Raw genomic sequence first — 12961 nt, 5'->3', positions numbered from 1 at the left:
CTCAATTAATTACTCTTTTAACATTATAAACATCCGGAATATTATTGATTTTAGTCATAATATCCTTCAGATGCATTAAATTACGTACACCCACTGTTAAGGTTACATGTGCCATACGATCATGATCCATGCGGCCATTAACATCATTTAACATATTGGTTTGCTTATTAACCACCTGCAAAATATCATTTAATAAACCATTACGGTTAAAACCAAAAATTTCTAATTTTACCAGGTAGTGATGATTTTGAATATTACCCCAACTGGCTTCAATTAACCGTGCCTTCTGATCTTCCTCTTGGATATTAGGGCAATTCTGGCGATGAATGGTTACCCCTCGACCTTTGGTAATATAGCCGACAATCTCATCACCGGGTATCGGAGTACAACATTTAGCCATATGAATTAAAAGATTGGCCACACCTTGAATATGAACTTCCCGTTCTTGAGTTTCCGAATCGTTATCGTTATGTTCACTGGAATGCTCTTCTTTAGTTTTAGCAGCTTTGGATGCTTCACCCATAACTTGTTCTTCATATTCAGCCTTTTTTTGCTGGGCTTGTTTTTTGCGTTCCGCTTCTGTCAGTCTATTAACGACACCAATTACCGAAACTTCACCGTAGCCTACTGCTGCTAATAATTCATCTTCAGTCGTAAAATTATAACGTTCCAAAACCGGCTGTAAAGCTTTCTTACTGAGATAATTCTTCGGAGCAAAATTACGATCAAGTAATTCCCGCTCAATCTTATTACGCCCGGTTTCGATATTCTGTTGGCGATCAACACTTTTAAAGTAACGTTTAATTTTATTGCGGGCCCGCGTTGTATAAACAATGTTCTCCCAATCCCGGCTCGGAGCAGCATTAGATTGTGTGAGCATTTCTACAATGTCACCATTACGTAATTTATAATCTAAAGGAACAATTTTGCCGTTAATTTTGGCGCCAATGGTATGATTACCCACTTCTGTATGCACCTGATAAGCAAAATCCAAAGGTATTGCCCCTTTAGGCAGCTCCATTACTTCGCCTTTAGGAGTAAAAACATAAACACGATCACTGAAAACATCGCCTTTAATATTCTTCATGAAGTCGGCATCAGTTGAGGATTCTTCCTGAATTTCCATGATTTCACGAAAAACATCAATTTGCTGATCATTATTATCGAGATTAATTTTTTCTTTTTTACCCTCTTTATAAGCCCAATGGGCTGCAACCCCATATTCAGCGACTTCATGCATTTGATAAGTACGGATTTGTACTTCTAACGGCCGGCCTTGTGGTCCAATTACCGTCGTATGCAAGGATTGATAGCCGTTAACTTTCGGTACCGCAATATAATCCTTGAAACGTCCGGGAATAGGTTTCCATTGTGCATGAATATTGCCCAGCACTCCATAACAATCCCGAATTGAATTGACCATAATTCTAATTGCCAAGAGATCATACAATTCTTCAAATTGTTTATGTTTTTCGACCATCTTTTTATAAATCGAATAAATATGCTTGGCTCGTCCGCTAATATCATAATCGATATGCAATTGGTCAATATTAACTTTAACTTCTCTAATGGCTGCTTGAATATATTCTTCTCTTTGGGCCCTTTTCGAATTCATAAGGTGAACTATACGATAATACTGCTGCGGATTTAAATAACGCAGTGACAAATCTTCTAATTCCCATTTAATTGTACTGATTCCCAGTCGATCAGCTAATGGGGCATATATTTCCAAAGTTTCATTTGCAATGCGTCGTTGTTTATCTGGCCGTAAATAGTTTAACGTGCGCATATTATGCAAACGATCTGCCAATTTCACCATAATTACCCGCATATCTTTGGCAGTGGCCAGTAACATTTTACGATGATTGGCCGCTAATAATTGTTGATGGGACTTATATTTATACTTGGAGATTTTCGTGACCCCTTCAACAATTGTAGCGACATCGTTGCCAAATAGTTCCCGAATATCCGCGGAAATAATATTGGTGTCTTCTACCACATCATGCAAAAAGCCCGCAGAAATTGTATCCGGATCCATTTTCAAATTAGCTAAAATAGCAGCCACTTGAATAGGATGAACAATATAAGGTTCACCGGATGCCCGTTTTTGTTCACTATGAACATAAGCAGCCAGCTCATAGGCCTTTTTGATATAATCAATATGGCGTTGATTCATGTAGGTTGCGCAAATATCAAAAACTTCTTGTGCAGAATAGACTTTTTCCTTGGGCATATTCTCGTTTCCTTTCTGCTTTAAAAATTAAAAGATTAATAATATTTTAATGTTTTTTAGTTAAAATGAAAGTTAAATATTCGATTAATCCATACAAAACAAAGAATAAATAAGCATAAATGCTTAAAGTATAACGCAACAGAACTAATACTAAAAAAGCTCCCGGAAAAATGCCAAAAACCCAAGTCGGCTGCTGTGTTTTTTTAATCCAACGACCCATAATAATTGAAACAGTAATATTAACAATAATAAAAAGCAGGCCAATACGCCAAGATTTTCCCAAATGAAAACTGCTGGCAATCAACGGCAAAGTTACTGCAATTAAAAGTGCTAATAAAATAATCTTACAATAATCTGAATACCAAAATTTCAAGATTTTTATTTTCAATTTGTTAATTCCTTCTCTAATTCTGTCTGATATGAGAGCGCACTGAGAAAATACAAGGGTGCTGTTTCCGCCCGCAAAATTCTGGGTCCCAGACCGCATAATTTATATTTATTTTGCCTCAATTGCCTAATTTCTTCAACCGCAAAACCGCCTTCCGGACCAAACAGACACATTAATGATTGTCCGGCCTGAAGTTGCTGGAAAATATCAGCCAACGCCCCCTTCTTTTGCTCTTGAGCCATTTGTTCGTAAGCTACCAATTGATAATCAGCATTTTGAGATTTTATTAGCTCAGCTAAAGTAGCATAATACTTCACCTGCGGTACTTGCAGACGGTGCGATTGTTGGGCGGCACTAAGAGCAATTTGTTGCAGATGATCTAATTTTTTAGGAACTATTGTTGGTGCCCATTTCATGATTGAGTAACGTGACCTAAAAAAAACAATCTGCTGAGCTCCTAACTCGGTGGCTTTTTGTGTAATCCAATCCAACTTATCTTTTTTAGATAGCGAACAGGCAATAATTGAAGTAACTGGTAATTCACAATTTGATCGATGTAAAGTCTGCAAGTGAACCTGAAAATTATCCGAATTAATAGTCGTAATTTGAGCTTGAAAAGTTTGCTGCTGCTTATCTACAATCCAAAAATAATCGTTAACGTGCAACCGTAAAACCTTAATTAAATGTCGAAAAGAGGTCCCCTCCAAAACTAAATCCTGATTAGGCGTTAATCTTTGTTGGACAAAAATTTGTTGCATCTTATTGCTCCTTCTGCGCTATAAGACAGCCCCATCCTTGAGCTGTACTAGTTTGAAGTAATTGAAAATGCTGGTCTTGCAATAATTGTATAATTGGCGTCAGCTTCTGAGCCAAAATTCCTGAAATAATCACGCAGCCGTGCTCATGCAGATGCTGAAATAGTTGAGGAATTAGTTGACGTATGGGTTCTTCGAGCATATTAGCCGTGATAATATCTGCACTTTGGTCGACGTTATCTAACAGCGAGTTTACCTGTCCTTGAAAATGAGCCTGTGGACAATTCAATTTAAAATTCTGTTCTGCAACTTTAATAGCAGCTGCAGAAATATCATATCCCCAAATATTATTAATTCCAAACTTAGCAGCCGCAATCGCCAAAATACCACTGCCTGTACCCACATCAATTAAAGAATCCTGCTGATTGACAATATTCGTCAGAGCTTGCAAGCATAACTTAGTTGTTGGATGTTCACCACTGCCAAAAGATTCCTGCGGATCCATTAAAATATCATAAGGACTGGTTACTTGCTGCTTTTGCCAGCTGGGAATAATAGACATAAAATGAGAAATGCGTACTGGACGATAATAAGGGGCCCATTTATTTCCCCACTGCCAATCTACATCCGCAATCACTTGTAATTGATAATCCTTTATAGCTAAGCCCAAATCTTTTAAAGTTTGCTGTAAGTGTTCACACCACTCGGCAGTTAATTGTGTTTTCGGTAAATAAATTGCTAAACCTTGATCCTGGGGCAAATTCTCAATCCCGGTAATACCTTGAATAATAAGAGCATTAGTAACTAGTTCAAAATTAGTCTGTGATGTCAGAATATTTAATTGCTTCCAATTGTCGGCCATGGTGACTCCTTAATTATTTTTTTTAGATGACTGATGCTTTGAGGAAGTAGGCGCATCCGCTGAGTTAGCGGGATAAGTTTTAACCAACTTGCCGAATTGTTCTTGCGCTTTGGCCAGTTGTTCACTATTATGCCGTAAACGAGCGGTCATCTTAGCAAAATCATGGTCTTTTAAATCTAAACGATCTTTTTTGTGAAATCCAAACATGTACTTTCCTCTTCACATAATTCAATTTTTATTTATTATATTATAATGTTAATAAAAATAATAATAAATCAATGAGGTTAATATGAGTAAAAAACAGCTCCATCATCAAAAAACTTTAGTCGAGAAAATTTTAGATAAAAAGCACATCCCCTATCAAACTGTTAGTTTTGCTACCGAAACTCAAGGAGACATCGAACAAATTATTCCCCAGCAAACCGACCAGATTCATATTTATAAAACCTTGGTTTTAAAGGGTAATAAAACCGGCCCTTTAGTAGGAGTATTGCCATTAAACAAGCATCTAAGTTATAAATTATTTGCCCAATTATCCGGTAATAAGAAAGTGGGAATGGTTCCACTCAAAGATTTAAAAAAGACTTCTGGTTTTGAACATGGGGCTAATAGTCCTATCGGAATTCGTGAGCAGCATAATTACCACATTTATTTTGATAATCAAGCCCTGCAAGATCAACAAATTGCCGTTTCCGCCGGAAAAATTGGGCGCTCCGTCATCGTTGATGCCCAACAGCTGGCAAAATTAGTAAACGGCACCTTTGGCGACTTTGCCGTTGAGGTAGTAGAATAAGTTTTGAGCTTAACAAATAAAAGAAAAGAAGATAAGACAATAGCTGTCCTATCTCCTTTGTAAGTTAACAATTATGAAAAGAATAATTTCCAATTGTTAACTTTACACCCCTGCCAAGGAGTTCTATTATACACCTTTATGAGCATTTAGAAAACAACAACAGTAAATATGTAAAAGCTAATTCATAAAAAATTGTATTTTCTAAACACTCGTGAAAATTCGGGTTTTAGTACTCATAAAATAAATACATAATGCTCTTTTTAAATTCATGTGCTATAATTAACATTTCGTAATCGTGAAAGGGTGCTTTACCTTTTTCCTTTTGTTCATACTGCCGCCGGTTTTTTAAACCAATTAAGGCAGCCATTTCACTAGTACTGTATTCATGAGCTAAACGTTCTTGACGCACATGGGTTTTCGGACGAAGTAACTTTTCTTTTAATTCCTTCTTATCGGCCAATATTATCACCTCGATTTGACTTATTCTTAATATCGCATAATGGGATTGAAAATGTCAAGGACAAAAAATAAATTTGTAGTTTTATTTTATTTGTGATATCTTTTTCTCATTGAGATATTTAAAAAAGGAAGTGAAAAGATGGGAGAAAATACTTTGGGTCCCATCATCAAAAAAATTAGGAAGCAAAAAAATCTGACCCAAACTGAATTAGGTAATTTAATTGGCTATAGTCAAAATACTGTTTCTAATCATGAAAACCAGAAAAGAGCTTTAAGTGAAAAAGGAATTTCTAAATATGCAGCGGCTTTAGGTACTACCCCGCAAGAATTATTTATGAAATCACAGCCAGACTCCCATTCTCATGTTTCTAAAACCTATTACGACTATTACAATGCTGATTTTGATCCGACCTTGGTGAATTCACCGGTATCACTAGATCAAGATCCCAGAATTCAGCATCTGACAGCAGCAGATATCTTGTTAGGCAAATACGCTCACCAAAAAGATATTTTTATCACTAGAATTAACAGTGAATCAATGAATCGAGTTATTCCTAACAAGGCACTTATCATTGTGAAGCGGATTAATCAATGGCAGGAATTACAAGATGGGGATATCATTATTGTTCAAACCGGTGATGATTTAGACGTTCATTTTAGTGTCAAATATTATTACTACAATAATCATCAACAACTTGTAGCTTTAAAACCGGATTCTTCTGATAAAAACTTTACAGAATCTTATTATTCCAACGATGAATTAGAAAACATCAAAATAATTGGCAAGATTGTTTCTTACACGGTTCAATTATAACTGGCTGCTGTAATTAAATTACCTGACTTATATATTTTAGATCATATGAGAATATAAAAAACCCTTGACTTGATTTTACCATCAACTCAAGGGTTTTTTATTAGTCAAAAATGGTAAATTTTAATTGCATCCGTTCAGAACCGGAATTAACCATATTACCTAATAATTCCCAGCAATTATGAATATAAATATCTGCCATTTTTTGATTGGCTGCTAATAAAAGTTCTTCAACTTTTGAATGTGCCACAAGTTGATGATCGGTATCTTTAACAACTGCTTGCAATTGAGCCAGAGTTTTTTGTTCAAATTGGGCATGGTATTCACTATAAAGTGGATAATTAGTATCACCCAAAACTCCTAAAGTACGGCTCAGCCAATAAGCATTATTCGGATCATAATTTTGACCAGCATCTTTGAAAGCTGCCGGTGTATCAGAGACATTACTATAAAATGGCACAAAAGTATTAAAGGTATTAGGACCAAAACCTAACCAATGGATACCGGCAACTGCTTCCGGTACTTTATTACGAATCTGCAAAATGTGACTTTCTTCATTACGATTAATACCAATTGGTCTAAATAAAGTCTTATCCTCACTGCACCCAGTACCATAGCGGTCATAAGGGGTATTTTGATAATGAGAACTCATCGCCCATTTCATTTCTTCAATACTAATTTTACGATTAGCATGACAAATAAAAGGCAGATCTTGATCTAAAGGATCCTGTTTCACAGTGGGGGTAAAGAATTTTTGTAAATACCACGCCCGTGGATTATTATAGCGAGTATCCTTAATGGTAGATGAGCCGAAAATGTGACGCAAATTGACCTCATTACTATCAGGATTAAGATCATTTTCTTCAATAAACTGAGGCAAATCAGAAGCATATAAAACACTGTTACTCTGAAAATCAAAATGATCAATATTTAAACGATTAGGCGCGATAACATAAGCATCATCGGGAATTTTGATGGCTGCCCAGTGATGCCCACCTAAAGTTTCTAAATACCAGATTTCATTATGATCAGCAAAGGCCATCCCGTTAGATTCATAGGTACCATACTGTTCCAATAATTGCCCTACTCGACGAACACCGTCTTGCGCAGAACGAATATAAGGCAGCACAATAGTTAATAAATCTTCTTCACCTAAACCTTCAGCAACAAGCGGATCAGCGGCTAATACCCGTGAATTGGTGGTGATGGTTTCCGTAGCGGTCATGGCAACATTCTCACTGTTGATACCCGAACTGCCCCAAACGCCATGTGACCGCTCAGAATCAGGAGTCGCAGTATACCGCAACGGATTATCAGGTAAATCCAAGGTTAATTTAGACAATTTAGCCTGATAATGATGAGGTTGATTTTGTGGTTCTACAACAATAAATTTTTTTGGAGTGGGATGATCACCATGATCTTCACTTCTAGCAATCATTGTTGATCCATCGATTGTAGCCTTTTTACCCACTAAAATTGTGGTGCAAGATGATGTAATTTTACTCATCTAGAAATCCTCCTTAAATTACAAATCTCTCTTAGGATTAAGCACTAATTAAATAGCTGCAACTGCTTTAATCATCACAATACTATAATTTTCAGTATTTGTAAAACGCAACCTGCCTAAGCCTGTTGTTAAAACCCGGTTTTTAAATAGTTTATTTTATTTAGACGTTAAAAATACGATCTTTATTAAAAGTTTTTTAATTAATTTTAAGTGGTTAATTTATGGTAGGATTAAGTATCTATAAATTTAGGAGGGCTAGTCATGGAGAAAGCTGAAAAGGTTCAAATTTTACGTGATCTTGTTTCTATTAATACCGTTGGTGGCAATGAACTAGAAGCTGCACAATATTTAAAGTCAGTTTTTGACAAATATGGTGTCAAAAATGAAGTTCGGCCGTTACAAGGTAATCGGGCGAATTTAGTAGCCGAAATTGGCAGTGGTAAACCAATTTTAGTGGTTTCAGGTCACTTAGATGTAGTTGCCGTCAACGAGCAGGAATGGCAAAACGATCCTTTTACTCTAACTGAAAAAGATGGCCAATTTTATGGTCGCGGCACTGCCGATATGAAAAGCGGCATGGCAGCTTTCGTTATTGCTATGATTGAAGCCCAGCAAGCTCAACAACCTCAGCACGGAACTGTTCGCTTATTAGCAACCGCCGATGAAGAAGTAGGTGAAATCGGAGCTGCTGCTTTCTATGAAGATGGTGCAATGAAAGACGCCGACGCCCTCCTCTTAGGCGAACCTACCGGATATCTGCTGGTTCATACCCATACAGGAGCAGTCGATTTGCAGATTCAAGCTCACGGTCAAGCTGCCCATAGTTCCCGCCCCCAAACCGGGGTTAATGCGGTTGAAAATCTCATCGAAGTCTTGGATTTAATTAAAAATAACGTCCTCAAAAAAACTCAATATACCATTAGTCCCGTATTGAAAAAACCAACTCTTTTTAATATTGATTGTTTTCATGGTGGTGAACAAGTTAATACTATCCCTAGTGCCGCCGAGGCTGAAGTTAATATTCGTACTATTTCTGAGTATCCTAATGATCAAATTATCGACATTGTGAATAAAAGTATCGCCGCTTATAATGAACTCAATAAAGGCCAAATAACTTATAAAGTTACAACTAATTTAATTCCTATTTCTGGAAATCCTGATTCGCGTTTAATTAAATTAATCCAAAAAATAGCACAACCTTATTATCAAGCTCTCAATGATACACCTGCAAAAATCCAACAGCATCAACATGCCGCTGAGCTGATGGGCGTTCCTTATGCTGCAGATAAAATTCTCGCCATTGGTGCCATGGGGGGAACAGATGCTTCCAAACTCCTTTATGATCGCCCCCGCGGAGCCGATTATGTTATTTTTGGACCTGGCAATGAAACGCCTCACCAATCTAATGAACATATTTCCCAACAGATGTTTTTTGATTTTATTGACATTTATCGTCAATTATTTACAGACTATTTTGTTTCCGATCCTAAAGCTTAAATTATTAAAAAACACCAAACCAGTTTATTACCCAGCTTTTTCCAATAATTACTGGTATAATAAGTATTATCACCAAGCTACTAGCATTTTTTAGGAGGTAGACAGATGCTATTTTTAACACTTTTAGTAGCTTTAATCTGCTGGAAATTATTCAAATTCTCGTTTAAGCTATTTTTACCTTTATTATTGGTTGTGTTTTTTATTGGCTTAGTGTTTAAATTAATTTTCTTCTCTATACCGATCGTGCTCATATTACTAGTATTCTATCTTTGGAAGAGAAGCAACATTTAATTAAAATAATTATTTATAAGATTAACCCTTAAATTAAAATTTAAGGGTTTTATTATGTATTTTTGAAAAAAACAATCCTTGCATAGCTTGCATTTAATTTTGTAAGAAGACTACAATTACTATTGTAAACGTTATTAATTATTAAAAGAAGGAGGTAAGTTTTCGTGAAAGCTTGGGTTTTTACTAAAACACATGAACCTTTACAATTAAAAGAAGTGGCAGACCCGCAACCATCTCCCGGTACAGTTATCGTCGACGTCAAAGCTACGGGGTTATGTCATACCGATGTTACCATTTTAGATGATCCCGGGTGGATGGATTTAGTGAACGCACCCGTGATTTTAGGTCATGAATGTTCAGGAGTTATTTCTGCAATTGGGACAGATGTAGAAGATTATCAGGTCGGTGATCGTGTGGGAGTTTGTCCCGTCGATCCAGATACGAAAGTTTCCATTGGCGGCGGAATTGACGGCGCCTACGCTACTAAAATTAAAATTCCGGCTACAGAATTAATCAAACTTCCCGAAAATGTTTCTTTTGTTCAAGGAGCTGCCGCTACAGATGCGGGAATGACCTCACATCACGCAATTTTTGCGGTAGGACAAGCACAAAAAGGAATGAAGGTAGGAATTATTGGCTTAGGCGGCTTAGGCGAATTTGGAGCTAATATGGCCGTTGCTGAAGGCTGTGAAGTTCTCATAGCTGATCCCAAACCCGCAGCTCAAGCTATCGCAAAGAAGTTAGGTATTACCAAAATATATCAAGACGTTATAGAAATGAAACCGGAAAAACCGGATCTCATTGTCGATTTTGCCGGCTTTGGTACCACCACAACCAACGCGATCAAAGCAGTCAAAGATGAGGGAACGATTGTTTTAGTTGGTTTGGGTAAACTGCAAGCAGAAATTGATACTTCTGAATTAATTACCCGAAGATTAAAACTGTTGGGCAACAATGGCGGTAATAATCAAGATATTGCGGCCGTCTACCGTTATTTTAATGAGGATAAATTACACCCAACTCTAAGTACTATTAATTTTGATGAGATTGATCAAGGACTTGACCGCTTGCGGCATGGTCAAGTTTCAGGTCGCTTAATTGCTGTCTTAGATCAATAAATTCCGGTTTTGCAAGAGCTAATAAATTATAAAAACCTCACAAAAATTTGTGAGGTTTTGTTTTACAATCAAATTTAACTGTCATCATTACATAAAACTAATCCGATTCTCATTTCCGGATGAGACATTAAGTAAATCAATGCTTAAACTTAGTAATTTAACTAGTTAATTGCCTGTCCTCCGGTAACTCCATAAATCTGACCTGTAATATAACTTGCCATGTTGGAAGCTAAGAAAATATATAGGGGCGCTACCTCATCAGGCTGTCCTGCACGATCTAAAGGCTCTTCGTGGCCGAAACTTGGAATTCCTGACTTTTTTTGGCCGCCACAAACTTGTAGAGGTGTCCAAATTGGACCTGGCGCTACACCATCCACTCGGATTCCCTTAGGAGCTAATTCTTGGGCCAAATTCTTAGTAAAGTTAGCAATCGCTGCTTTTGTAGAAGCATAATCTAATAAAATCGGTGTTGGACTAAAGGCCTGCACAGAAGTTGAAGTTAAAATTGCACTCCCAGCCGGTAAATGAGGCACAGCCGCTTGAACCAATTCAAACATTGATAAAATGTTAACTTCAAAAGTATCATGAACCTGGTCTAAAGATAATTCGGCTAAACTATTTGTGTGTTGCTGAATTGCTGCATTCATCACAATTAAGTCCAGACTCCCCAACTTGGACAAAGCTTGTTGTACGACACGTTCTGCTTCACCACGTTGACGAAAATCTGCCGGTAGTAAAATTGCTTTTTGACCTGTTTTTTCGATTAAGTCAACTACTTCTTGGGCATCTGGCTCTTCTGCTGGCAAATATTGAATCGCTACATCGGCCCCTTCTTTAGCAAAACCAATCGCTACTGCACGACCAATTCCGGAATCACCGCCGGTTACTAAAGCATGGCGGCCCCTTAGCAAATTATGGCCTTCATAATCAGCCATATCACCATCAGGAATCGGTTGCATTTGTTGTTGCAATCCTGGATATTCTTGAGATTGCTCCGGAAATTCTTTTGTACGATAAAGATTCAACGGATTTTTTAAATTATCAGTCATTACTTAGGATCCCCCTTCCATAAGCTTACCTTCAACATACCGCTATTAGAGGCAAAATACAAAACTATTGCTCATTATTTCATCAAATGTGACTTTTGTATTCAATCAGAGTTCTCCAAATCTTAGCAAATATTCTTGAAAATTCAGTTTATGAAAGATGATAAATAATTTATAATAATATTAGAAAAGCCAAAATAAACATAGCTATTTTGACAACTTGATCTTTGAACTGACTAATAGTTTATTAAAGTATAAGTTGAAAATCCGCCTTATTGTAAACGGTTTAATAAGCTCATAATAACACATCCTTATTTGTTCAATATCGATTGAGTTTTAGGAGGAAGAATAATGAGAAAATTTAAGACTAAGAGAAATAATGACCAACAACCTAAACACTATCATACTTCTACCCATAGCTATTCTTTGCCAACCGGACAAGATTATAATACCCAACCAGCTAGTTACTTTCGTCCGGATTCTCAACATCCGAACTCTTCACCTTCAGCACCTGCTTCTAATAATTTTTCTAAATCAAATCCTAATTATTCTGTTCCCGAAAAAATACCAGCTAAAAATAAAAAACCTTTCTATGCAAAATGGTGGTTATGGTTTTTGATAATTATTATTTTGGGACTTATTGGCGGTACTATCAGCAATATTACCAATCACAAAGAAAACAATACGTTCCAATCGCAGTTAGTAATAAAAAGTTAATTAGTTAAGTAATATCAGCTGTCAAGTGCTTTTTACGTCAACCAGCAGCAAGATAAGTTAATTAGAATATTATTCGAGGAATTTTCCTATTTTTGTCATCATTATGACTGGATTAATAGTTATAATTTCATGATTATAAAAAAAGGCTTTAATAATGGGTATTAATTGAGATAAGGTGTTTAATTCTGTAAACTTCCAGATTTTTTTAATTTTATCTTTTCAATATAATTAATAATTAAGTACTGATTAGATCTTAAAATTATCTTTGCCAAAGATTTCTAATACTTTATAAAAAAACAGCTTAGTTAGCTGTTTTTTTAAATAAACAATTTTAAAAAATATAATCTTAATTGGACAAATGAATTTCAATTGCTAAAATATTACGCTAAATTTTGGTAGTCTTTCATACGGAATTTACCAATTCATAATTAATAGTTCCTTTATATGTGCCACTTTTTGGAACCGAATTACTTTGAAGATTTAA

At 36.2% G+C, this 12961-nt stretch carries 13 protein-coding genes; 5 read left to right on the top strand and 8 right to left on the bottom strand.

What is annotated here, in order from left to right:
* Position 1: 1 nt before the first annotated feature.
* The 5 genes from JG29_RS03765 to JG29_RS03745 are packed head-to-tail and all read right to left on the bottom strand — an operon-like array spanning position 2 to position 4445.
* Positions 2 to 2233 (bottom strand): RelA/SpoT family protein, encoded by a 2232-nt coding sequence (locus tag JG29_RS03765; RefSeq protein ID WP_045922560.1) that lies wholly within the window; start codon positions 2231 to 2233, stop codon positions 2 to 4.
* A 46-nt stretch (positions 2234 to 2279) separates the two neighbouring features.
* Positions 2280 to 2621, bottom strand: coding sequence for a hypothetical protein (locus JG29_RS03760; protein WP_045922559.1), 342 nt, complete (start codon positions 2619 to 2621; stop codon positions 2280 to 2282).
* The gene (locus JG29_RS03755; RefSeq protein WP_045922558.1) at positions 2618 to 3379 is read right to left on the bottom strand and encodes an RsmE family RNA methyltransferase; all 762 of its coding nucleotides are present in this window, start codon (positions 3377 to 3379) and stop codon (positions 2618 to 2620) included. The genes JG29_RS03760 and JG29_RS03755 overlap by 4 nt, the downstream gene beginning before the upstream one ends.
* Position 3380: 1 nt before the next feature.
* Positions 3381 to 4238 (bottom strand): 50S ribosomal protein L11 methyltransferase, encoded by an 858-nt coding sequence (prmA, locus tag JG29_RS03750; protein WP_052696293.1) that lies wholly within the window; start codon positions 4236 to 4238, stop codon positions 3381 to 3383.
* Between the two features lie 9 nt (positions 4239 to 4247).
* Positions 4248 to 4445: a hypothetical protein gene (locus JG29_RS03745; RefSeq protein WP_045922557.1), complete on the bottom strand. Its 198-nt coding sequence runs from the start codon at positions 4443 to 4445 to the stop codon at positions 4248 to 4250.
* An 82-nt stretch (positions 4446 to 4527) separates the two neighbouring features.
* Here JG29_RS03745 and JG29_RS03740 point away from each other — a divergent pair, with 82 nt between their 5' ends.
* On the top strand, positions 4528 to 5031 hold the full coding sequence (locus JG29_RS03740) for a YbaK/EbsC family protein (protein ID WP_045922556.1): 504 nt from the start codon (positions 4528 to 4530) through the stop codon (positions 5029 to 5031).
* Between the two features lie 226 nt (positions 5032 to 5257).
* On the opposite strand, the gene JG29_RS03735 is transcribed toward JG29_RS03740, so the two are convergent.
* Positions 5258 to 5500, bottom strand: coding sequence for an XRE family transcriptional regulator (locus JG29_RS03735; protein ID WP_232297080.1), 243 nt, complete (start codon positions 5498 to 5500; stop codon positions 5258 to 5260).
* A gap of 129 nt (positions 5501 to 5629) precedes the next feature.
* Here JG29_RS03735 and JG29_RS03730 point away from each other — a divergent pair, with 129 nt between their 5' ends.
* The gene (locus JG29_RS03730) at positions 5630 to 6304 is read left to right on the top strand and encodes a LexA family transcriptional regulator (protein ID WP_045922554.1); all 675 of its coding nucleotides are present in this window, start codon (positions 5630 to 5632) and stop codon (positions 6302 to 6304) included.
* A gap of 100 nt (positions 6305 to 6404) precedes the next feature.
* Here the strand turns inward: JG29_RS03730 and JG29_RS03725 are convergent, their stop codons facing one another.
* On the bottom strand, positions 6405 to 7808 hold the full coding sequence (locus JG29_RS03725; protein ID WP_045922553.1) for a C69 family dipeptidase: 1404 nt from the start codon (positions 7806 to 7808) through the stop codon (positions 6405 to 6407).
* A 261-nt stretch (positions 7809 to 8069) separates the two neighbouring features.
* On the opposite strand from JG29_RS03725, the gene JG29_RS03720 reads away from it, so the two are divergent.
* Both JG29_RS03720 and JG29_RS03710 read left to right on the top strand, forming a co-directional pair.
* Entirely contained in the window at positions 8070 to 9305 is a 1236-nt protein-coding gene (locus JG29_RS03720; RefSeq protein ID WP_045922552.1) for an ArgE/DapE family deacylase, read from the top strand.
* A gap of 455 nt (positions 9306 to 9760) precedes the next feature.
* Positions 9761 to 10714: a zinc-binding dehydrogenase gene (locus tag JG29_RS03710; protein ID WP_045922550.1), complete on the top strand. Its 954-nt coding sequence runs from the start codon at positions 9761 to 9763 to the stop codon at positions 10712 to 10714.
* A 161-nt stretch (positions 10715 to 10875) separates the two neighbouring features.
* On the opposite strand, the gene JG29_RS03705 is transcribed toward JG29_RS03710, so the two are convergent.
* Complete coding sequence (locus tag JG29_RS03705; RefSeq protein ID WP_045922549.1) at positions 10876 to 11763, bottom strand: SDR family oxidoreductase; 888 nt, start codon at positions 11761 to 11763, stop codon at positions 10876 to 10878.
* 348 nt (positions 11764 to 12111) lie between these two features.
* On the opposite strand from JG29_RS03705, the gene JG29_RS03700 reads away from it, so the two are divergent.
* Positions 12112 to 12477, top strand: a complete 366-nt coding sequence (locus JG29_RS03700) for a hypothetical protein (protein ID WP_045922548.1) — start codon at positions 12112 to 12114, stop codon at positions 12475 to 12477.
* Positions 12478 to 12961 lie beyond the last annotated feature (484 nt).

It is taken from the genome of Bombilactobacillus mellis (assembly GCF_000967245.1).
In the GTDB taxonomy this organism is placed as follows: Bacteria; Bacillota; Bacilli; order Lactobacillales; family Lactobacillaceae; genus Bombilactobacillus; species Bombilactobacillus mellis.
Note: the sequence above shows the minus strand (reverse complement) of the source record. Positions and strands in the feature narration are given on the sequence as shown.